Here is a 21,796-nt window from a genome sequence, read left to right on the forward strand (position 1 = left end):
CTTGCTCATGACGGCGGCCCGGCTCAGCGCACGCCCGAGCGCTCAAGCGCCTGCGTCGAGAAGAAGTCCGCCGGCAGCTGCTTGAAGGCGATGCCGCCGGGCGCGGTGTTGATCACGTTCTGCACCGTGTAGGCCTTGGACTGCACGTTGTAGATCAAATTGGTGCCCATCATGGCCAGCGGTACATCCGGGTAGATGAAGGTCAGCAGGTTGATGTTTTTCCAGAACTGGCCCTTGGCGTCCCACTGGTCGCTGATCACCACGTTCCAGGTATCCTCGTCCAGGTAGAAGCGGCGCTTGGGCACGGTGTGGCGGGCGCCCGATTTCAGCGTGGCGTCCACCACCCACACGCGGTGCAACTCCCAGCGCACCAGGTCGGGATTGGCGAACTGCGGCCCGATCACCTTGTCCAGATCCGCGGCATGGGTGAAGTTGTTGTTGTTGTAGGGGACATAGATCTCCTTCTTGCCCAGCAGCTTCCAGTCGTAGCGGTCGGTCGCGCCGTTGAAGCCGTAGGCGTCGTCGTAATTGGTGACGCCCGAGGTGTACGGGAAAGGCACGTCGTATTGCACGCTCGGGATCTTGCGCAAGCGCCGCTGGCCGGTCAGGAAGGTCCAGCCGTTGGTATCCTGGTTGATCGGATCAACCGGCCCGAGAATCAGCGTCTTCTCGCCCGCCGAGTAGGCCGGCGCCGTCAATTCGACCGATGCCGTGCCGCGCAGCTTGCCCTCCCAGGTGTCCTTGCGTCCACCCTGGTAGTAATAGGGGTTGGACTCGCTCAGGATGTTGCTGACCGAAAGGGAGCGTTTGCCCGACGAGGACACGAACCAGATGTCGGCCGTGGTCTGGCGGTCCGCGCCGCGCCAGTTCCACATCGCGTTGAAAATCGCCTCCAGGCCTGTTTTCGGGATCGGGAACGGCACACCACCCTTGTAGTTCGGCGCCGTGGTCATCACTTCGCCGGTGAGCTTGGTGTTGGTGGCGTTGAAGTAGGTGTTGTCATAGACGTATTGCGGCGCGATCGCGGTGCGGTGGGTCGGGTAGACGTCGAGACGGAAGCCCGGATAATTCTTCAGCAGGTGCCTGGTGCCGTCGGCCAGTTTGTCGGCGTACTGGTCGGCGTTGTCGGCCTTGATCGTCAGCAGCGGCTTCTCGTCGGCGAACATGGCCGGCGGCAGGCGCGCCTCGCTGGATTTGGCCTGGACCGTCTTGCCGGTCCAGGCGGGGATCGTGCCTTCCTTGTTGCCGGCCTTTTCCGCGCCCATCGGCGTCAGCGTCGATTTCAGTTGTTCGGCTTCCTGCGGCGAGACGGCGGCCAGGGTGGAAGTCGCGGCGAGGGACAGGCTGGCGGCCAGTCCGGCGAGGATGCGGTGCTTGTGGTTCATGGTGCGTTTTCCTTTAGAACGAGTAGCTGACATTGGCGGCGACGTAGTCGCGGTCAAGATAAGGACTGGCGCCGTCCCTGGCCGTGTAGCGCGTGTAGTTCACGCCGCCGCGCCATTTCCCCTCGTAGGTGAACTTGAGGCCGAGCGACACCGAGCCGCCGTGCGCCGCGCCGCCCGCGAAGGCCGGGTCCACCACCGAGGGGCCGGAGAAGTTCCAGCTGACGTTGACGGGCATCGTCAGGTCCATGCCCGGCAGCGGCTGATACCACTTCGGTTCGAACGTCATGCCGGTGCCGAAAGCCTTGCGCACGCGCGTGGGGTCGATGAAGGCCTCGTTGCGGGTGACCTTCATCAGGCGGTGGCCGCCGATCTCGCCGACGAAGTCCGCCGCGTCCCACAGGCCGCTCGGGCCGAAGGACTTGATCCAGGACACCTGCGCGTGCAGCGTGTCGCCCACCGCGTGCAGGAAGTTGCCGGTGCCGTTGACGGCGATGGCGCCCGGCGCGACGTTCAGGTTCACGCTCATCAGCGGCAGGTTGTGGCGCACCGAGATCTCGCCGGACACGTTGGCGTCGCCCAGCAGCGTGGCGAAGCTGGCGCCGGCCAGTTCGATCTTCTGTGGATACAGGAAGAAGTAGTTGCCGATGGTGGCGCCCCCGGCGATGAAGCCGCTCAGGCCACCCGGGGCGGCGGTGATCTGCGTGTAGACCTGCGGCGTCTTGTCGGAATAGCGCAGGTAGTAGAAGCCGAAATCGCGGCCGGCGTCGGCGTCGCGGTATTTGGCCGCGATGCCCCACTGGCCCTTGGAATCCGGCGCCTTGATGTCGGCGCCGCGCTCGATGTAGATGTTGCCGAAGGGGAGGCCCTGCACCGCGTTGATGCGCTCGCCCCCCTGGAACACCAGGTCGCCGGTGGAGAAGTAGCTGCCCGGGCCCGGCACGCGCGTTTCGCGGTATTCGAACTGGTGGTAGGCGGCGATGTCCCATTGCGGCGTCAGCGAGAACGCGGCCGACAGCTGGTTCACCGGCATGAAGATTTCCTTGGTGGTCGCGCCGGGCAGGCTCAGGGCCTTCATCGCGTCCACCGGGCCCATGCCGGCGGCGATGCCGTTCGACGCCAGCAGCAGGCTTTCGCCCCACAGCAGCGTGTGGCGGCCCAGGCGGAACGACAGGTTGTGTTCACCGATGTCGAAACCGCTGTGCACAAAGGCGTTCAGCAGTTCGACGCGGCGGCCGTTCACGTCGCGCACATAGCTGGTGAACTGGTCGTTCGGCACCGACCAGGAATTGACTTGGCCGAGGGGAATGGGACGGTGGGAGCGGTTGTAGACCCGGTCGTACCAGGCGGCGGCGCTGACGCTGACGCCGGTGTTGGCCTTGTCCTTCAGGATGTAGTCGAATTCGGACAGGATGTCGGCGCGGTTGGTGACCAGGTCGCCGCGCGCGAAGGAGTAGTCGCCGTCGTTGGTGTTCGGGTTGGCCAGGATGGCGGCGGCGGGGCCGGTCACGCGCTGGCCGACGCTGTACTTGAGCGTGTTATCCCAGCGTATCGTGTAGCTGTCGTTGTTGACCAGTTCCGCGGCCAGCACGTCCTGGGTGGCCGCCAGCGCCAGCAGCGCTGCCGACAAGGCGGTGCGGCGCTGTGGTGTGAATTTTTTCATCTTTCGTCTCCGTTCTTTTTTGTGTGCCGCGCACGCGATGCCGTGGCGGTTTCTTTTGTCGACCGCTCCAACCTCTTGCCGGATTGGTGATGCCGTCGAGCTTACCTTTGGACTTTTTCCGCATCTGTCATCCCGACAGATGACAACCGGCGAACGACTCAGAGCACCGCGTAATAGCGGATCAAATTGCCGTCGCCCTTGCGCTCGCCGATGCCGACGATCACGTGCCGCGTGAGCCAGTCGTGCGGCCCGGTCTCCACCTCGAAGGTGGGGCTGGCGCGCAGGTAGTAATCGGCGTGGTCGACCGGCGGGCCGTCGTTGAAAATCCACTCGCGGATGCGCGGCATGACGTCCGGCGCGCGGCCCCACAGGAAGCCGCGGTTGAGCAGCAGGATCAGCGTGCCGTCGTCGGCCTGCAGCATGTAGCGGGCGTCCGTGGCCAGCACGCCGTCCGGCCGGAACAGCGACCAGTCGCCGCCGGTGCCCGGCAGCACCTTGCCGTTCAGGCGCGGCCCCTCGACCGTGCCGCTGTCGATGTAGACGGCGCCGCGCCCGGCGCCCGTGGGCATGTTCTGGATGTGGTGCACACGCGTGAAGTGCAGCCGCACCTGGAACAGGAACTCCAGGCGCGCCTCGTTCACCGTCGACTTGCCGGTGAAGGTTTCGGGTATCGCGGTCATCGAAGCCTCCCTAGATCGACGGCGCGCCGTCCAGCAGCACCGTCTTGGTTTCCGTGTACGAGGCCAGTCCCGCGCTGCCACCCTCGCGGCCGATGCCGGACTGCTTGAAGCCGCCGAAGGGCAGGAATGGGTCCATGCGGAACGCGTTCTGCGACAGCGCGCCGGTGCGCACGCCGCGCGCGATGCGGTAGGCGCGGTCGTTATCCCTGGTGAACACCGCGCCGAACAGGCCGAACGGCGAATCGTTGGCGATCCGCACCGCCTCGGCCTCGTCGTCATAGGTGAGCAGCGCGATCACCGGGCCGAAGATCTCCTCCTGCGCGATCGTCATCTTGCTGTCCACGCCGGCGAACAGGGTCGGTTCCAGATAGTGCCCCCGCGCCGGGCCGGCCGGCCGCCCGCCGCCGCACACCAGGCGGGCGCCCTCCTCGATGCCGCGCGCGATGTAGCCCTCGACACGGTCCAGCTGCCGCTTCATCGCCATCGGTCCCATCTGGGTGTCGGCCTGGTAGGGGTCGCCCACGCGGATGGCTTCCAGTTCGGCCTTCAGCGCCTCGGTGAAACTGGCCTGGCGCGCGCGCGGCACGATCACCCGGCTCAGCGTGGCGCAGACCTGGCCGCTCAGCATGGAGATGGTGCCGGCCAGGGTGCGCGCGGCGGCGGCCTCGTCGCAATCGTCGAGCAGGATGGCGGCCGACTTGCCGCCCAGCTCCAGCGTGCAGCGGGCGATGCGGTCGCCGCAAACCGACGCGATGCGCCGGCCCGCCACCGTGGAGCCGGTGAAACTCACCTTATCCACGCCGGGATTGCGGACCAGGTAGTCGGCCGCCTCGCGGTGCGACGGCACCAGGTTGACCACGCCGTCCGGGAAGCCCGCCGCCTCGGCCGCCTCGGCGATGATGTAGGCCTCCAGCGGCGTTTCCGGCGAGGGCTTCATGATCACCGCGCAGCCGGCCAGCAGGGCCGGGGCGATCTTGTTGACCAGGATGGCGAAGGGCGCGTTCCACGGCACGATGGCGGCCACCACGCCGACCGCCTCGCGCACCACCAGCGCCGCGCCCTGGCCGTCGAAGGCGCGGTGGCTTTCGACGAAGGGGAAGCCGCCGGCCAGCGAGGCGTAGTGCTCGATGTTGTGCAGCGTGCCGCCCACCATGAAGGGCGCGAACGAGGCCAGCGCGCCGACCTGCTCGGTCCACGCGGCGGCCAGTTCCGCGCTGCGGGCGCCCAACTCGGCGCCCAGCCTGCGCAGGGCCGCGGCGCGGTCGGCGGGAGACATGCGCGGCCAGGGGCCGTCGTCGAAGGCCTTGCGCGCGGCGGCCACGGCGGCGTCCATGTCCTCCTCGCTGGCCTCGGCGACCACGGCGCACACACGCTCGGTGTGGGGCGAGACGATCTCGATGCGTCCACCTTTTTTCGGCGCGGTCCAGCGCCCGTTGATAAACAGCTTGTCCGCATGTTTCAGCCGGATTTCCACTCGGGCGTCGTCGCGCATTTGATGTCTCCTGTTGTTGGTTCGGTGATGGTCTTTCTACTGAGCGCAGCTTAGGACGCGGTGGGCGGCGGCGATGTCCGCTGTAAGGACGACAAGCGGCACGTCGTCTTTGCGGCGGACATCGCGCGCGGCCCGCGCGGCATAGGATGGGAAGACAAAATGCAAGGGGAAGGCATGGACCGGCACGAGGAAATGACGCAACGCATCGCCCGCCTGGAGGACAGGCTGGGGCGCCTCGAGGACATCGAGGAAATCCAGCGCCTGCAGCGCATGTACGGCTATTACATCGACAACCGGCTGTGGCCCGAAATGGCGGCGCTGTTCGCCGACGAGGGCGCGGCGATGGAGATCGGCCGGCGCGGCCGCTACACGGGCAAGGAACACATCCTGCCCTTCCTGCGCGAGGTGCTGGGCCAGGGCCGGGACGGCCTCGCCAGGAATGAATTCATCAACCACATGCAGCTGCAAGGCGTGGTCACCGTCGACCACTCGCGCCAGCGCGCGCAGGGCCGCTGGCGCGCGCTGATACAGGGCAGCCCGCCGCCCGGCGGCACCGCCATGCTGTGGGCCGAGGGCGTGTATGAGAACACCTACGTCCGGGAAAACGGCGTATGGAAGATCGCGCTGCTGTGGTGGGTGCCGACCTTCTACGTGTCCCACCCCGGCTATGAGAGCGTGTCCTTCGCCAGCGGGCCGCAAAGCGACAGCCTGCCGCCCCAGGCGCCCTCCGTGCCGCCCGTGGCCGCGCTCGGCCGCAGCTTCCCCCCGTTCCACTACTGCCACCCGGTCACCGGCGAGGAAGTGGTCCGTGTCACTTCCGAACCGTAAGCACACCACTTCAGGAGATATCGTGCATCCCATGGAAACCATCGTCCACAGCCTCGGCTCCCTCGCGGCGCCCATGGCGCTCCACGTCGGCACCGACGACCTGCCCTTCGCCGAGGATTTCGGCGCCCCCGGCGTGCGCCTCAAACTGCTGGCCGCCGATGTCGAGGGCGGCTGGTTCGCGGTGCGCATCCGCTTCGCGCCCGGCGTGGAACTGCCGCCGCACCAGCACACCGGCGCGGTGCACGCGTTCACGCTGTCCGGCGAATGGAGCTACCTGGAGCACGCCGGCTCGCCGCCGAGCAAGGCCGGCTCCTATCTGTACGAACCCGCCGGCACCAGCCACCGGCTGAAGGTTGCCGACCACAACACCGGCGAGACCGACGTGTTCTTCATCATTTACGGCGCGATGCTGGTGCAGGACCCGGACGGCAACGTGGTCGCGGTGTTGGACGCGCACAGCCATTTGCGCGACTGGCCAAACGCCCTGCGCGCGCAGGGCGCGCCGGTGCCGCCCATCATCGAGGGCGGGCGGGTCCGGTACACGAACGGAGAGCCGCAATGATCGATCTCGAGGCCTATGAGCGGTACGTGGCCAAATTCAACGCGCGCGACTACGAGGGCGTGCTGTCCCACTTCGCCGAGGACTTCGAGATCCGCTTCGCCGGCCACACCTTCCGGGGGCGAAAGGATTTCATGCGCTTCTATGGCTTCTTCCACGACCACGTGAGCGAATCGATACGGCTTGACGCGCTGGCCTCCAGCGACACGCTGCTGGCGATCGAGGCAAGTGTGCGGCTGGAGGCGAAATCCGACCTGACGCCGGCCATGCTGGCCGAACAGGGCCTGGAGCGCATCTTCCCGCTGCGGGCCGGCCAGGTGGTGGAGATGAACCAGTTCATCCACTACCGCCTGGAGAACGGCAAATTCGTCAGCGTGGTGTGCGCGCTTGTTTAATTCAGGGCCCGCTGAAGGGCATTCAGGTATCCGGCGCGCGCCGCCTGGCTGATGGGCGCGTCCGGCACGAACAGCTCGAAGCCATGGAAGCCGCCCGGCCACACATGCAGTTCGGTCGCCACCCCGGCCTCGATCATGCGGGCGCCATAGGCGATGATTTCATCGCGCACCAGGTCCAGCCCCCCAACCATCAGGTACGCGGGCGGCAAGCCTTTCAGTTCGGACGCGCGCGCGGGCACCGCGTAAGCCAGGGCGCCGCCGTGATCGCGTTCGCCGAGATACGCCGGCCAGGCCTGCAGCGACTTGGCGCGGCTCCAGGTCCTGTCGTCGGTCACCTCGTGGCTCGACGGCGTGACGTGGCGGTCGTCGAGGCAGGGGCACAGCAGAAACTGGAACGCCAGCTTGAATTCCTCCTTGTCCCGCGCCATGAGCGCCAATCCGGCCGCCAGTCCGCCGCCGGCGCTGGCGCCGCCCACCGCGATGCGCCTGGCGTCCACGCCAAGCGCCGGCGCTTCGGAAAACAGCCAGGAGAGCGCCGCGTAGCAGTCTTCCGTCCCGGCCGGGAACGGGTGTTCGGGCGCCAGGCGATAGTCGACCGACACGACAACGGCGCCTATGGTCTCGACGATCTTTTCGCAGAACAGGTCGTCCTGGGCCGGCAGGCCGAGCGTGAAACCGCCGCCGTGGATCCATAGCAGCGCCGGACGGCCTTCGCCCGCGTGGCGCGGGCGGTAGATGCGCACCGCCACATCGGGCGCGCCGGCCGGGCCGGCGATGCGCCTGTCCTCCGTGAGCACCGCGTCGCTGGGCAGCTGGCCGATCCGCGCCGCGCCGAACATCTCCAGCATGGCGCGCCGGGCGCCCGCGATATCGATAAGGGGATCCGGTAACACCGGCATCGCGCAATAGGTTTCCCTCAGCGCGCGGTCCATTCTCTGCACAAAATCCATGCCATCTCCTGGTTTCGTTGTTTTCAGCGGCAGCCCGCATGCCGCAGCATAGGACGGGGGAGGCCGGCGCGGCGTCCGCCGCAAAGACGACACGCCGCGTTGTCGTCTTTGCGGCGGACATGGCGGCCGGCCGTGGCCCCCTAAGATGGAATCATCGTAGCAATACCCACCAGGATTTCAGATGACCGCCCAATTCGATTTCGTTATCGTCGGCGCCGGCTCCGCCGGCTGCGTGCTCGCCAATCGCCTGTCGGAGGATCCCGCCAACCGGGTGCTGCTGCTGGAGGCCGGGGAGCGGGACAGCCACCCCATGGTGGCCATGCCGGTGGCCTGGTTCCCCGTCTCCAACCTTCCCGAACTGGGCTGGGGCTACGCCACCGAGCCGGAAAGCGCCACCGGCGACCGCGTGCTGCCGCAGCCGCGCGGCAAGCTGCTGGGAGGCACCTCGTCCATCAACGGCATGCTCTACAGCCGCGGCAATGCCGGCGACTACGACCGCTGGCGCGATCTCGGCCTGCCCGGCTGGGGCTACGCCGACGTGCTGCCCTACTTCAAGCGCAGCGAAAGCAACTGGCGCGGCGCCGGCGCCTACCATGGCGGCACGGGTTATCTGTCCGTGTCGCGCCAGCCCGCCCATCCGACCATCACGCCGCGCATGCTGGAAGCGGGCAGGAAACTGGGTTACGCCGCGCTGGACGATTTCCATGGCGAACAGGCCGAGGGCTTCGGCCTGCCCGACTTCACGATACGGCGCGGTCGCCGGGACAGCACGGCGGCGGCCTATCTGCGTCCCGCCCTGTCCCGCAAGAACCTCACCGTGGTGACGGGCGCGCACACCACCCGCGTGCTGCTCGAAGGCGTCCGCGCGACCGGCGTCGAATACCTCAAGGATGGACAGACGCATGTGGCGCGCGCCGCAAGCGAAGTGCTCATCGCGGGCGGCGCCTTCAATTCGCCGCAGTTGCTGATGCTGTCGGGGATAGGCCCGGCCGATGAACTGCGCAAGCTGGGCATCGCTGTCCGCCACGACCTGCCCGGCGTGGGCAAGAACCTGCAGGACCACCCGCTGGTGGCGGGCGTGTTCGAGGCGGCCGTCGACACCACCTTCGACCGTGCCCTGCGTCTGGACCGGCTGGCCGTGTCCGCACTGCGCTGGAGGCTGAACGGGGGCGGACCGCTGGCCGCCAATCCCATGTCGGTCCAGGCCTTCGTGCGCACCCGGCCCGAACTGCAATGGCCGGACGCGCAGTTCCAGGTCAGCCATGTGTCGATGATGGCGCGGCCCTGGTTCCCCGGATGGCGCGCGGGCGCCGGCCACCAGTTCACGGCGGCGATGCTGAACGTGCGTCCCGGCTGTTCCGGCGACGTCACGCTGCGCTCGGCCGACCCGCTGGCGGCGCCGCGCATCCGCCTCGGCCTGCTCGCCACCGAGGCGGACCGGCGCACCGCGCGCGACATGCTGAAGTTCCTGCGCACCTTCTTCGCCACCGCGCCGGTGGCCGGCATGGTCAAGGCGGAGCTGGCGCCCGGCGCCGCGGTGCGCAGCGACGCCGAACTCGACGCCTACATCAAGGCCACCATCCAGACCGGCATGCATCCCACCAGCAGCTGCGCCATGGGCGTCGGCGAGTACGCGGTGGTCGACGCCCAACTCAGGGTGCGGGGCCTGGAGGGCTTGCGCGTGGTGGACGCGTCGGTGATGCCAGATATCGTCAGCGGCAACACCAACGCGCCCACCATCATGATCGCGGAGAAGGCCTCGGACATGATATTGCGGCGCGCGCCGCTGTTGCCGGAGGCGGTGTCGACAGCGGCGGCGCCCCGGAGCACGGCCGCCATGCCTCGGCAAGAGGCGGCGGCATGAACGCCGGCATGGTGGCCGTGCCGGTGCCGCTCTGCGCCGCCGGCACGCTGCTGCTGAGGCAACAATGGCAAGCTCATTGAAAGACGGAGCGCACATGGACCTCAGGCCAGGCCCCGGCGGTATGCGGGACGTCGCGCAGTTGATCGACGAGCGGCCCCTCAGTGGCTTCCAGATCCGCGTCATCCTGCTGTGCTGCCTGACCGTGCTGCTGGACGGCTACGACATCCAGACCATGGCGCTGGTGGTGCCCTCCCTGGCGCAGGAGTGGAACATGCCGGCTTCCGCCTTCGGCGTGGCGTTGGCCGCGTCCCTGCTCGGCATCGGCCTCGGCTCGGCGTTCGTGGCGCCGTTCGGCGACCGCTGGGGGCGGCGGCCGCTGATCATCGGCGGCCTGTGGCTGGTCGGCGTCGCCTCCATCGCCACCGGCTTGGCGAGCACGCTGCCGGTGCTGCTGGCCGGCCGCTTCCTCACCGGCGTCGGCCTGGCGATGGGGCTCACCAACGCCACCGCGCTGGTGTCGGATTACGCCCCGGCCAGGCGGCGCGCGGCGCTGGTCACGCTGATGTTCTGCAACGTGGCCCTGGGCGCCTTCAGCGCCGGATTCAGCGCGCCCGCGCTGATCGGCCATTTCGGCTGGCGCAGCCTGTTCATCATCGGCGGCATTCTGCCCCTGGTCCTCGGCGTGCTGCTGCTGTTCGCGCTGCCCGAATCGCTACGCCTGCTGGTGGCCGGCAAGCCCGGGCACCGCGCCATCGCGCCCCTGCTCGCTAGGCTGTTCCCCGATGTGAACCCGGCGTCCATCCACGCGCAGCAGCGGGACCAGGAGCGGGACCAAGGGCAGGATCAAATTCGGCGGCGCAGCGTGGCCGAACTGCTGTCGCCCGCCTACCGCCACCGCACCTTGCTGCTCTGGTATATCTTCTGCCTCAACCTGTTCGTGCTCTACCTGCTGATCAGCTGGCTGCCGTCGCTGCTGCGCGAGGCAGGCTGGGAAGCCGCCGCCGCGATGCGCGGCGCGGTCATGATCCAGTTGGGCGGCATCGCCGGCGGCTTGCTGATTTCGCTGGCCGTGGACAAGGGCAAAGCCGGCGGCGCGCTGCTGTGGGCGTACACGGTTTCCGCCGCGTCCCTGGCCGCGTTCGCGCTGCTGCCGGCCACGCCGCCCGTGTGGAATACGCTGCTGGTCGTCCTCGGCGCCGGCATTTCCGGCAGCCAGCTGGCGCTGTACGCGCTGGCCGCCGGCTTCTATCCCCCGGCGCTGCGCGCCACCGGCTTGGGCTGGTCGACGGCCATCGGCCGCGCCGGCGCCACGGCCGGGCCGGTCGCCGGCGGACTGCTCATCCAGTTGCAACTCGGCGCCACTGCTACACTCGGCATGTTGGCCGCGCCGCTGCTGTTATGCGCGCTGGGAGCATGGCTTTTACCCCATAACCACAACAGGAGATCAGCATGAGCATCATCGTCACCGGCGCGTCCGGCAACTTCGGCCGCAAGGCGGCCGACCTGCTGCTGGATAAGGTTCCAGCTTCCGAACTGATTTTGATCACCCGCAGGCCGGCCGCGCTGGCCGCCTACGCGGAGCGCGGCGCGCAGGTGCGCTACGGCGATTTCGACGAGCCGGCCAGCTTGGCGGCCGCCTTCGCCGGCGGCCAGCGCATGCTGCTGATCAGCACCGACCAGGTGGGCGGCGAGCGCCTGCGCCAGCACCGCGCCGCCATCGACGCGGCGGTGGCGGCCGGCGTCCAGCAGATCGCCTACACCTCCTTCATCGGCGTGGGACCGGACAACCCGGCCATCAGCACCGTCGAGCACACGGCCACCGAGGCCATGCTGCGCGCCTGCGGCGTGCCCTACACCTTCCTGCGCGACAGCCAGTACGCCGACGCCATCGCCCAGTTCGCGCTGCCCGGCGCGCTGGCCATGGGCGCGTGGATGAGCAGCGCCGGCGACGGCCGGATCGCGCTGGTGGCGCGCGAGGACTGCGTGGCCTGCGCCGTAGCCGTGGTCAGCACGCCGGGCCACGAGAACAAGATCTATGACATCACCGGGCCGGAACTGCTGTCCTACCGCGATTGCGTGGCGCTGGCGGTCGAGCTGTCGGGCAGGCCGCTGGCCTACGACGCCGTCACCGACGAGCAGAAGCTGGCCTTCTTCGACAGCATAGGCGTGCCGCGCCGCATCGAGGACGGCATGGAGAACAGCCCGATACCGTGGCCGGGCGAGGAGATGGTGAGCTTCGAGCGGGCCATCCGCGAGGGCCATTTCGCCGTGCTGAGCGACCATGTGGAGCGGCTCACGGGACGCAAGCCCAAATCGCTGCGGCAGGTGTGCATGGAGAACATCGACAAGCTACGCCTGGCCGCCTGACGCGCCCCCTTTCCCTCTCCATCCTCCAACGCCCCGCTTCGCCGGGGCGTTGTCGCATTTGCGTACGACAGCGCCGCTGCCCCATCTGTTTAACATGGGAACCAACAGCCCAGCTCCTGAAGGAAATCGCGATGCCATCATTTGTTCCAGTCCGAGGACTCCACCACTTTGCGTACCGCTGCAAGGACGCGGAGGAGACCCGGCGGTTTTACGAAGACATACTCGGCCTGCCGCTGGTGCATGTCATCCGCAACGACCACGTGCCGAGCACCGGCGAATACTGCCCCTACGTGCACATCTTCTTCCAGATGACGGACGGCTCCCACATCGCCTTCTTCGACCTGGGCGACGACGTGCGGCCCGATCCCTCGCCCAACACGCCGGCCTGGGTCAACCACCTGGCGCTGCGCGTCGACTCGCTCGACGACCTGAAGGAGGCCAAGGCGCGGCTGCAGGCGGCCGGGGTCGAGGTGCTGGGCCTCACCCACCACCACATCATCGAGTCCATCTATTTCTTCGACCCGAACGGCATCCGCCTCGAACTGACCACGCCCATCGTCACGGACGAGGAAATGCAGCGCCTGGCGCGACAGGCCCACCAGGACGCGCGTGAATGGGCGCTGGAAAAACAACAGCGCCGCGACGCGGCCCAGGGAGCGTAGGCCATGGCCGAACTGAAGCTCGCGGTCATCGACGTCAAACCCGGCGCGGCGATGGAAAGCCAGTCCGGCCTGCAGATGCTGCGCCCGCGCATCTACGGCGCCTACGCCGAGCCGGCCGGCAAGAAGAAGATCGCCGCCATCGTCATGCACCCGGCCAGCAATTTCATGGGCCACTACCTGCTGCAACCGCTGGCCGAACGCGGCATCTGCTGCATGGGCCTCAATTCGCGCTACGTCAACAACGACTCCGTGCTGCTGATGGAGCGCGTGATCCAGGACCTGGGCGCGGGCGTGAAATTCCTGCGCGAGGCCGGCTACGAGAAGGTGGTCCTGATCGGCAATTCGGGCGGCGCGGCGCTGTCCTCGTTCTACCAGGCGCAGGCCGAGCAGCTGACGGCCCACCATTTCGCCGACGGCGATCCGACCGGGCTCAGTCCCGAAGACCTGCCGCCGGTGGACGGCATCGCCCTGTGCGCGGCGCACGAGGGGCGTTCGCGCCTGCTGCTGGACTGGATCGACCCCTCGGTCATCGACGAGAGCGATCCGCTGGGCGCCGATCCCGCGCTCGACATGTTCAACCCCGCCAACGGTCCGTCCTATGGCGCCGAATTCCTGGCGCGCTTCCGCGCCGGCCAGAAGGCCCGCCGCGACCGCATAGAGGACTGGGCGCTGGCCCGCCTGCGGCTGCTGCGCGCCAATCCGGCCGGCCCGCGCGACCAGGCCTTCGTGATCTATCGCACGCTGGCCGACCCGCGCTGCCTGGACTTGTCGCTGGACGCCAACGAGCGCGCCGTCGGCAGCGTCTGGGGCGACGCCCGCTCGGTCAACTACGCCGGCAACTCGATGGGACGCTACACCTCGCTGACGGCCTTCCTGAGCCAATGGTCGTCGCGCTCGCAGGCGGACGGCCCCAGCAACCTGGCCAGGACCAGCGTGCCGGCGCTGCTGATGACCTATACCGCCGACGCCTCGACCTTCCCCAGTACGCGCGACGCCTGGCTGCGCGCCGCCGGGGACCGCATCCGCAATATCGACATCCGCGGCGCCAACCATTACCTGGCCGGGCAACCGCTCCAGGTGGAGCGGGTGGCGGACGAAATCGCCGCCTGGGCGCGGGCGCTCTGACCATGCCCAGCCTGTTCAGCAAAATCTGGGACCGGCATGTGGTCGCGCAAAAGGACGACGGCGCCACCCTGCTGTACATCGACCGGCAACTGGTGCACGAGGTGACCAGCCCCCAGGCCTTCGAAGGCCTGCGGGAAGCCGGCCGACCCGTGCGGCGCCCGGCGACACTGCTCGCGGTGCCGGACCACAACGTGCCAACCACGCCGGACCGCACGCTGAGGATAGAGGACGCGCAGAGCCGCGAGCAGATCGCGCTGTTGCGCCACAACGCGCGCGAGACCGGCGCCACGCTGTTCGACCTGGACGACGCGCGCCAGGGCATCGTGCATGTGGTGGCGCCCGAGCAGGGCTTCATCCACCCCGGCATGACGGTGGTGTGCGGCGACTCGCACACCGCCACGCTGGGCGCGTTCGGCGCCATCGCCTTCGGCGTCGGTACCTCCGATGTGGAACACGTGCTGGCCACGCAGACGCTGTGGCTGGCCAAGCCGCGCCAGATGCGGGTGCGCGTCGAAGGCCGTTTGCAGCCCTGGGTGGGCGCCAAGGACCTGATCCTGGCGCTGATCGCCCGGATAGGCGCGGCGGGCGGCACCGGCCACGCCATCGAATACTGCGGCGAAGCGGTGCGCGCCCTGTCCATGGAAGAGCGCATGACGGTCTGCAATATGACCATCGAGGCGGGGGCGCGCTTCGGCCTCGTCGCCCCCGACGACACCACCTTCGCCTACCTGCGCGGCCGGCCTTACGCGCCCGGGGCGGAGCACTGGCAGGCCGCGCTCGCGGAATGGCGCGGCCTGGCCTCGGACGCCGACGCCCAGTACGACGCCGAACTGGTGATCGACGCCGCCGCCATCGCGCCACAGGTCACCTGGGGCACCAGCCCGGAGGACAGCCTGCCGATCGAAGGCCGGGTGCCGGATCCGGCCGCCGCCGGGAGCCCGGCGCTGCGCGAGCGCATGCGGCGCGCGCTGGACTACATGGGCCTGGCCGCCGGCGCCGCGTTGACGGACATTGCCATCGACCGCGTCTTCATCGGTTCCTGCACCAACAGCCGCATCGAGGACTTGCGCGTGGCCGCCAGCGTGGCGCGGGGACGGCGCGTCGCCCCGGGCGTGGCGGCGATGGTGGTGCCCGGCTCCGGCCTGGTGAAGCTGCAGGCCGAACGCGAAGGGCTGGACCGCGTCTTCATCGAAGCCGGCTTCGCCTGGACATTGCCGGGCTGCTCGATGTGCCTCGGCATGAATCCGGACCGGCTGCTGCCGGGCGAGCGCTGCGCCTCCACCTCCAACCGCAACTTCGAGGGACGGCAGGGACCGGGCGGGCGGACGCACCTGCTGAGCCCCGCGATGGCTGTCGCCGCCGCCGTGACGGGCCGGCTGTGCGATGTGCGCGCGCTGGAAGCGGCATGAACGGAACCGTATCGTGAGCCCCCCATTCACCCGCTTGCACGCCGTGGCCGCGCCGCTGGACCGCGCCAACGTCGACACCGACGCCATCCTGCCCGCCCGGTTCATGAAGACCGTCAAGCGCGGCGGCCTGGGTTCCGCCCTGTTCGACGCCTGGCGGCGCGGCGCCGGCGGCGCGCCGAACCCGGACTTCGTGCTGAACCGGCCGGCCTACGCGGCCAGCCGCATCCTGGTCGCCAACGACAACTTCGGCTGCGGTTCCTCGCGCGAACACGCGGTGTGGGCGCTGGCCGACGCCGGCATACGCTGCGTGATCGCCCCCAGCTTCGGCGAGATCTTCGCCGCCAACTGCCTGAAGAACGGCGTGCTGCCCGTCGCGCTCCCACCGGCCGTGGTGGCGATCCTGCTGGCTCTGCTGGCCGCGGTCCCCGGCGCCGAGCTGACCGTGGACCTGGAGGCGCAGCACGTGCTCACGCCCGGCGGCCAGCGCCACGCTTTCCATATCGATCCATACGCCAAACACTGCCTGCTGCTGGGGCTCGACGACATCGCCGTGACGCTGGAACGGGCGGAGGCGATCACTAGCTACGAACAGGCGCGGCGCGCGCGCACGCCCTGGCTCTTTGAAGACATCCGCGCGACCTGAAGGAAGAACACCATGCCTGAAACCAGCAACAGCGCCGCCCCGGCGGCCGACTCCGGCGGCTACACGCTGCCGACCTATCCCTATGTCACGCCACCCGAGCTAAGTGGCGGGGACCGTGGCGTCTACCCGGTGGTCATCGTCGGCGCCGGCCTGTCCGGCCTGACGCTGGCCTGCGACCTGGCCAACCGCGGCATCGCCTCGGTGCTGCTCGACGAGGACGACACCATCGGCGTGCGCGGCGCCTCCAGCCGGGGCATCTGCTACGCCCAGCGCAGCCTGGAGGTCTTCGACCGCCTCGGCACCTATGAGCGGATGCGGGCCAAGGGCATCACCTGGTCCACCGCGCGCGTGCTGTCCGGCGACGAGGCGCTGTATTCGTATGACCTCAGCCTGGCCAGCAAATCGAAGCAGCCGCCGTTCATCAACCTGCAGCAGTTCTACGTCGAATGGTATCTGGTGGACCGCATCCAGGCGCTGGGCAGCACCGACATCCGCTGGCGGAACCGCGTGCTCGACGCCAGCCAGGAGGACGGCCACGAGGGTAGCCACGTCTTGCTGACCGTCGGCACGCCCGACGGCGAGTACCAGCTGCGCGCGCAATGGGTGCTGGACGCCGCCGGCGTGGCCAGCGTCACGCGCGACAAGCTGGGACTCGACACCCACACCCACAATGGCCACGACCGCTGGTGCATCACCGATGTGCGCTTCAAGAAGCCGCTGCCGGTGGAGCGCTGGACCTGGATCGAGGCGCCCTTCAACGAGAACCGGGGCGTATGGCAGCATCTGATGGCGGACGGCGTCTGGCGCCTGGACTTCCAGATGGAGGCCGACGCCGACCCCGCCTATGTGGCGCGGCCGGACGTGGCGCATGAACGCGTGCGCGCCATGCTGGGGCCGGACGTGGAATTCGACATCGTGTGGGTGGGCGCCTATTCCTACCGCCGGCAGCTGCTGGACGATTACCGCGACGGCCGCGTGTTCTTCCTGGGCGACGCGGCGCACGTGACCAACCCCTTCGGCGCGCGCGGGGGCAACACCGGCATCCAGGACGCCGACAATCTGGGCTGGAAGCTGGCCCTGGTGCTGCAAGGCCAGGCCCCGGAGGCGCTGCTCGACAGCTACAACGCCGAGCGCCGCTACCTGCAGCTGCACAACACCAAGGTCACCGATCGCAGCGGCCGATTCATGTCGCCGCCCACGCCGGGCGAGCGCCACCTGCGCACCGCCGTACTGGGCCTGGCCCGCAGCTTCCCCTTCGCCCGCGCCATCCTCAATCCGGGCCGCATGTCGGCGCCGGTCGACTACGTGGAAAGTCCGCTCAACGGCGGCCTGGGCACGGCCGAGGGCAAGGCGGTGCCCAATCTCGCGCTGGGCAATGGCCGCTGGCTGGCCGACCTGGTGCGCGAAGGCACGGCCTTCGTCGCGCTGGCGTTCGAGCGGGTGCCGGCGGGCGTGGTCGCCGCCGGCCTGTCCACGCTGGGCGAGCGCTATCCACTGCGCGTGCTGACGCTGGACGCCGGCTCGGACGAGGTGCTGGCCTTCATGACGGAGATAAACGCGCCGGTTGGCTCGATCGCGCTGCTGCGTCCCGACCTGCACCTGGCCACCGTGCTGAAACAGCCCAGCGCCGCGCTGCTGGAACGCGCCCTGCGACGCGCGCTCGGCCATCCCTGACCCTGGAGCCACCATGAAAACCGACTTGAACATCCCCGACGCCGACGGCTTCTACGAAGCCCTGACCCGGGCCCACGACGGCCTGGACGAAAGCGGGAGCCATGTGTTCCTCGCCAGCCTGGCGCTGCTGCTGGCCAACCAGATAGGCGACCAGGCGATTTTGCTCGACTGCATACGCGCCGCCCGCGAAAGCGTGGCCGGCGTTCCATCCACCCAACCACAAGAGGTCAACCCATGAGTGTTTCATTCGCATCCGCCGCCGACACCAAGGAGCAGCGCCCCAGAGTGGTCGAACTGGGCCGCGACGTGTACGGCTACATCAGCGAGTTCGATCCCAACTGCGGCTTCATCGTCGGCGACGACAGCATCCTGGTGGTCGACACCCGCCCCACGCCGAAGATGGCGCGCTCCTTCATCGAGGACATCCGCCAGGTCTCGGACAAGCCGATCAAGACCGTGTTCCTGACCCACTACCACGCGGTGCGCGTGATGGGCGCCAGCGCCTTCGAGGGCGCGACCGTCATCTCCAGCCGCGGCACGCACGACTGGATCGTCGAGCGCGGCCAGGCCGATTTCGAGTCCGAGGTGTACCGCTTCCCGCGCCTGTTCCAGGCGGTCGACGAGGTGCCGGGCCTGACGATGCCGCAACTGTCCTTCGACGGCTGCATGAGCATGTGGTTCGGCGACCGCGAGGTGCGCTTCCAGCAGTTCGGGCGCGGCCACTCGCAGGGCGACGCCATCTGCTGGCTGCCGGCGGACGGCATCGTGTTCTCCGGCGACCTGGTGGAAAACCGCTGCGGCGTGTACGCGGGGGACGCCTACATCCGGGAATGGATGGGCATACTGGACACCCTGAAGAAGCTCGAGCCGCGCGTGCTGGTGCCAGGCCGCGGCGCGGCGGTGTTCGACGCGACGGCGTCGGCGGCGGCGATCGACATGACGCGCGACTTCCTGCAAACGCTGCTGGACACGGTGGCCGCCGCGCAGGCCCAGGGAGGCGACCTGCGCGCCTGCTACGAGGCGGCGCAGGCGGCGATGCGGCCGCGCTTCGGCGACTGGCCGGTGTTCCAGCACGTGCTGCCGTTCGACGTCTCGCGCGCGTTCGACGAGCTGGCCGGCATCGCCGATCCGCGCGTGTGGACGGCGCAGCGCGACCTGGAGTTGTGGGCCGCGCTCAAGACCTCATGAATATGAAACAAGCAAAAAAGCCGCGCGGTGCGCGGCTTTCTATTCTGCTGCACGTGCCGCTCAGGCGGCGCGCTTGAGCAGATTGTGCGGGTCGATCACGAACTTCTTCGGCGCGCCGGCGTCGAACTCGCCGTAGCCGGAGGGGGCATCGTCCAGCGAGATCACCTGCACGCCGACAATGTCGGCCACCTTGATGCGATCCCACAGGATGGCCTGCATCAGCTGGCGGTTGTACTTCATCACCGGCGTCTGCCCCGTGTGGAAGCTGTGCGACTTGGCCCAGCCCAGTCCGAAACGGATGCTCAGCGCGCCGCGCCGCGCGGCCGCGTCGATCGCGCCCGGATCGTCGGTCACGTACAGGCCCGGAATGCCGATCTTGCCGGCGGCGCGCGTGATCTCCATCAGCGAATTGAGCACCGTGGCGGGCGCCTCGGCCTGGGCGCCGGCGTGGCCGTGGCCGCGCGCCTCGAAGCCCACGCAATCGACCGCGCAATCGACCTCCGGCGTGCCCAGGATCTGCGCGATCTGCTCGCCCAGCGTGGCGTCCCGCGACAGGTCCACCGTTTCGAAGCCGACCGAGCGCGCGTGGGCCAGGCGCAGCGGATTGACGTCGCCGACGATCACGACGGCCGCGCCCAGCAGGCGGGCCGACGCGGCGGCCGCCAGGCCGACCGGGCCGGCGCCGGCGATGTAGACCGTGGCGCCGGGGCCGACGCCGGCGGTGACGGCGCCGTGGTAGCCGGTCGGCAGGATGTCGGACAGGCAGGTCAGGTCGTTGATCTTTTCCATCGCGCGGTCGCGGTCGGGGAACTTCAGCAGGTTGAAGTCCGCGTAGGGCACCATCACGTATTCGGCCTGGCCGCCGATCCAGCCGCCCATGTCGACATAGCCATAAGCGCCGCCGGCGCGCGCCGGATTCACGCTTTCGCACACGCCGGTGTGCTGCTCCTTGCAGGTGCGGCAGCGGCCGCAGGCGACGTTGAACGGCACCGACACGATGTCGCCCTTCTTGAGCGTTTCGACATCGCGGCCGGCTTCCAGCACCTCGCCGGTGATCTCATGGCCCAGCACCAGGCCGGTCGGCGCGGTGGTGCGGCCGCGCACCATGTGCTGGTCCGAGCCGCAGATATTGGTGGAAATGACGCGCAATATCACGCCATGCTCGATGGTCTTGCCGCGTGGGCTGACCAGTTTGGGGAAGGGAATCGATTGCACCTCGACCTTGCCGCCCCCGATATATACGACGCCGCGATTCTCGGCCATGCTTGTCTCCTGTTGGGATGGTTTTATTGTCGGTTCAGCACATGTGCTGGCCGCCGTTGATGGCGATGTTGGCGCCGGTGACGAAGGCCGCCTCCTCCGACGCGAGATAGGCGACCAGGCCCGCGACCTCCTCCGGCTTGCCGAGGCGGCCCATGGGGATTTGCGGCACGATCTTGCTGTCCAGGATGGACTGGGGGATGGCCGTCACCATGCGGGTGCCGATATAGCCTGGCGAGATGGTGTTCACCGTGACGCCCCGGCGCGCCACTTCCAGCGCCAGCGACTTGGTGAAGCCGTGCACGCCCGCCTTGGCGGCGGAATAGTTGGTCTGCCCGAACGCGCCCTTCTGGCCGTTGACCGAGGAGATGTTGATGATGCGCCCCCAGCCGCGATCGGCCATGCCCTCGCAGACCTGCTTGCTCATGTTGAAGATGGAGTCGAGGTTGGTGCGCATCACCAGGTCCCAGTTGATCTTGTCCATTTTCTTGAACGTCATGTCGCGCGCGATGCCGGCGTTGTTGACCAGCACATCGACCGGACCGACATCCCGCACGATTTGCGCCACGCAGGCGCTGGCCGAGTCGTAATCGGCCACGTCGCAGGGATAGGCGCGGAAGTCGTGGCCCTGTTCCCGCATCGCGGCCAGCCACTCGCCGGCCTTGGTGTTGCCGGGCGAGTGGGTCGTGATGACCCGGTAGCCCAGCGCCGCCATCTTGATGCAAATGCCCTCGCCCAGCCCGCCCATCCCGCCCGTCACCAGTGCTATTCTCGTCATCATTCGTCCCCATGTGTGATTGCGTACGCCACCCGCGTGGCGTCCCGGTGCGCCGCCCGCGTTTAACGCGGTGGCGGACGGGTGCCGCCGTCCAGGCGTATCACTTCGCCGTTCAGGTAGGGGTTCTCGATGATGTGGCCGACCAGCGCGGCGAATTCGGCGGGGTCGCCGCCGCGTTTCGGGAATTCCATCGTCGTCACCAGGTAGTCACGGACCTCTTGCGGCAGGGTGCTCACCAGCGGCGTCTCGAACAGGCCGGGCATGATGGCGCACACGCGCACGCCATGCTCGGCCAGGTCGCGCGTCAGCGGCAGCGTCATGCCGACCACGCCGGCCTTGCTGGCGGCGTAGGCGACCTGCCCCATCTGGCCCTCGGTCGCGGCGATCGACGCGGTGTTGACGATGACGCCGCGCTCGCCGCTCTTGGCGACCGGGTCGTTCTTCAGCATTTGCGCGGCGGCCAGGCGGATGATGTTGAAGGTGCCGACCAGGTTGACGTTCAGGATGCGCATGAACGCCTCCATCGAGTGCGGCCCCTTGCGGCCGACGATGCGGGTGCCGCCGCCGATGCCGGCGCAGTTGACGCAGATGTGGATGGTGCCGAAGGCCTCGATGACGGCGGCGATGCCGGCTTCGGCCGAGGCCTCGTCGGCCACGTTGACCTTGACGTAGATGGCGTTGCCCGGATGGGCGTCGGCGAATGCTTGGCCGCGCTGGTCGTCCAGGTCGAAGATGGCGACCTTGCCGCCGGCGGCGAGGATGCGTTCGGCCGTGGCCTGACCCAGGCCGGACGCGCCGCCGGTGATGATGGCGATTTTGTTATCGATGTTCATGAGTGGTGATTCCTTTCGAAGGTTGCCGGGTGCGGCTGGGAGGT

General features: G+C 68.6%; 21 protein-coding genes. 13 read left to right on the forward strand and 8 right to left on the reverse strand.

Features of this window, described 5'->3' with window-relative positions; all coding sequences use genetic code 11:
* Positions 1–23 precede the first annotated feature (23 nt).
* The 4 genes from BM436_RS24355 to BM436_RS24370 all read right to left on the reverse strand — a co-directional run bounded on the left by BM436_RS24355 (position 24) and on the right by BM436_RS24370 (position 5,217).
* A complete protein-coding gene (locus BM436_RS24355) occupies positions 24–1,385 on the reverse strand; it encodes a DUF1329 domain-containing protein (RefSeq protein WP_093558132.1) in 1,362 nt (453 codons plus the stop codon).
* Between the two features lie 13 nt (positions 1,386–1,398).
* Positions 1,399–3,045: a DUF1302 domain-containing protein gene (locus BM436_RS24360; protein WP_093558133.1), complete on the reverse strand. Its 1,647-nt coding sequence runs from the start codon at positions 3,043–3,045 to the stop codon at positions 1,399–1,401.
* 158 nt (positions 3,046–3,203) lie between these two features.
* The gene (locus BM436_RS24365) at positions 3,204–3,725 is read right to left on the reverse strand and encodes a DUF3237 domain-containing protein (protein ID WP_093558134.1); all 522 of its coding nucleotides are present in this window, start codon (positions 3,723–3,725) and stop codon (positions 3,204–3,206) included.
* A 10-nt stretch (positions 3,726–3,735) separates the two neighbouring features.
* Positions 3,736–5,217 (reverse strand): aldehyde dehydrogenase, encoded by a 1,482-nt coding sequence (locus BM436_RS24370; RefSeq protein ID WP_093558135.1) that lies wholly within the window; start codon positions 5,215–5,217, stop codon positions 3,736–3,738.
* 159 nt (positions 5,218–5,376) lie between these two features.
* Between BM436_RS24370 and BM436_RS24375 the strand changes: the two genes are divergently transcribed.
* Genes BM436_RS24375 through BM436_RS24385 form a run of 3 tightly spaced genes read left to right on the forward strand, consistent with a single transcriptional unit; the run spans position 5,377 to position 6,999 of the window.
* A complete protein-coding gene (locus BM436_RS24375; RefSeq protein WP_229490664.1) occupies positions 5,377–6,045 on the forward strand; it encodes a nuclear transport factor 2 family protein in 669 nt (222 codons plus the stop codon).
* Between the two features lie 31 nt (positions 6,046–6,076).
* Positions 6,077–6,607 (forward strand): 2,4'-dihydroxyacetophenone dioxygenase family protein, encoded by a 531-nt coding sequence (locus BM436_RS24380; RefSeq protein ID WP_093558136.1) that lies wholly within the window; start codon positions 6,077–6,079, stop codon positions 6,605–6,607.
* Positions 6,604–6,999, forward strand: coding sequence for a nuclear transport factor 2 family protein (locus BM436_RS24385; protein WP_093558137.1), 396 nt, complete (start codon positions 6,604–6,606; stop codon positions 6,997–6,999). Before BM436_RS24380 ends, BM436_RS24385 begins: the two co-directional genes overlap by 4 nt.
* On the opposite strand, the gene BM436_RS24390 is transcribed toward BM436_RS24385, so the two are convergent.
* The gene (locus BM436_RS24390) at positions 6,996–7,949 is read right to left on the reverse strand and encodes an alpha/beta hydrolase (protein WP_177307466.1); all 954 of its coding nucleotides are present in this window, start codon (positions 7,947–7,949) and stop codon (positions 6,996–6,998) included. The two genes, BM436_RS24385 and BM436_RS24390, sit on opposite strands and share 4 nt — an antisense overlap.
* Positions 7,950–8,130: 181 nt before the next feature.
* Here BM436_RS24390 and BM436_RS24395 point away from each other — a divergent pair, with 181 nt between their 5' ends.
* The 10 genes from BM436_RS24395 to BM436_RS24440 all read left to right on the forward strand — a co-directional run bounded on the left by BM436_RS24395 (position 8,131) and on the right by BM436_RS24440 (position 18,881).
* Positions 8,131–9,813, forward strand: a complete 1,683-nt coding sequence (locus BM436_RS24395) for a GMC family oxidoreductase (protein WP_093558138.1) — start codon at positions 8,131–8,133, stop codon at positions 9,811–9,813.
* 94 nt (positions 9,814–9,907) lie between these two features.
* On the forward strand, positions 9,908–11,266 hold the full coding sequence (locus BM436_RS24400) for an MFS transporter (protein WP_177307468.1): 1,359 nt from the start codon (positions 9,908–9,910) through the stop codon (positions 11,264–11,266).
* Complete coding sequence (locus BM436_RS24405; RefSeq protein ID WP_093558140.1) at positions 11,263–12,180, forward strand: SDR family oxidoreductase; 918 nt, start codon at positions 11,263–11,265, stop codon at positions 12,178–12,180. Before BM436_RS24400 ends, BM436_RS24405 begins: the two co-directional genes overlap by 4 nt.
* Positions 12,181–12,311: 131 nt before the next feature.
* A complete protein-coding gene (locus tag BM436_RS24410; RefSeq protein WP_093558141.1) occupies positions 12,312–12,842 on the forward strand; it encodes a VOC family protein in 531 nt (176 codons plus the stop codon).
* Positions 12,843–12,845: 3 nt separating this feature from the next.
* Positions 12,846–13,967, forward strand: coding sequence for an alpha/beta hydrolase family protein (locus BM436_RS24415; protein ID WP_093558142.1), 1,122 nt, complete (start codon positions 12,846–12,848; stop codon positions 13,965–13,967).
* A gap of 2 nt (positions 13,968–13,969) precedes the next feature.
* Positions 13,970–15,376 carry a 3-isopropylmalate dehydratase large subunit gene (gene leuC / locus BM436_RS24420; RefSeq protein ID WP_093558143.1) on the forward strand — a complete coding sequence of 469 codons (1,407 nt, stop codon included), beginning with the start codon at positions 13,970–13,972 and terminating at the stop codon, positions 15,374–15,376.
* A gap of 13 nt (positions 15,377–15,389) precedes the next feature.
* Positions 15,390–16,019, forward strand: a complete 630-nt coding sequence (leuD, locus tag BM436_RS24425) for a 3-isopropylmalate dehydratase small subunit (protein WP_229490666.1) — start codon at positions 15,390–15,392, stop codon at positions 16,017–16,019.
* Between the two features lie 12 nt (positions 16,020–16,031).
* Complete coding sequence (locus BM436_RS24430) at positions 16,032–17,693, forward strand: FAD-dependent oxidoreductase (RefSeq protein ID WP_093558145.1); 1,662 nt, start codon at positions 16,032–16,034, stop codon at positions 17,691–17,693.
* A 13-nt stretch (positions 17,694–17,706) separates the two neighbouring features.
* Positions 17,707–17,931, forward strand: a complete 225-nt coding sequence (locus BM436_RS24435) for a DUF2783 domain-containing protein (protein WP_093558146.1) — start codon at positions 17,707–17,709, stop codon at positions 17,929–17,931.
* Entirely contained in the window at positions 17,928–18,881 is a 954-nt protein-coding gene (locus BM436_RS24440; RefSeq protein WP_093558147.1) for an MBL fold metallo-hydrolase, read from the forward strand. The genes BM436_RS24435 and BM436_RS24440 overlap by 4 nt, the downstream gene beginning before the upstream one ends.
* A gap of 60 nt (positions 18,882–18,941) precedes the next feature.
* On the opposite strand, the gene fdhA is transcribed toward BM436_RS24440, so the two are convergent.
* The 3 genes from fdhA to BM436_RS24455 form a co-directional block, all read right to left on the reverse strand.
* The gene (gene fdhA / locus BM436_RS24445; RefSeq protein WP_093558148.1) at positions 18,942–20,144 is read right to left on the reverse strand and encodes a formaldehyde dehydrogenase, glutathione-independent; all 1,203 of its coding nucleotides are present in this window, start codon (positions 20,142–20,144) and stop codon (positions 18,942–18,944) included.
* A gap of 34 nt (positions 20,145–20,178) precedes the next feature.
* Positions 20,179–20,919: an acetoacetyl-CoA reductase gene (phbB, locus tag BM436_RS24450; RefSeq protein WP_093558171.1), complete on the reverse strand. Its 741-nt coding sequence runs from the start codon at positions 20,917–20,919 to the stop codon at positions 20,179–20,181.
* 62 nt (positions 20,920–20,981) lie between these two features.
* Positions 20,982–21,752, reverse strand: coding sequence for an SDR family NAD(P)-dependent oxidoreductase (locus BM436_RS24455; RefSeq protein WP_093558149.1), 771 nt, complete (start codon positions 21,750–21,752; stop codon positions 20,982–20,984).
* Positions 21,753–21,796: the final 44 nt, after the last annotated feature.

It is taken from the genome of Pseudoduganella namucuonensis (assembly GCF_900116645.1).
Taxonomy (GTDB): domain Bacteria; phylum Pseudomonadota; class Gammaproteobacteria; order Burkholderiales; family Burkholderiaceae_D; genus Rugamonas; species Rugamonas namucuonensis.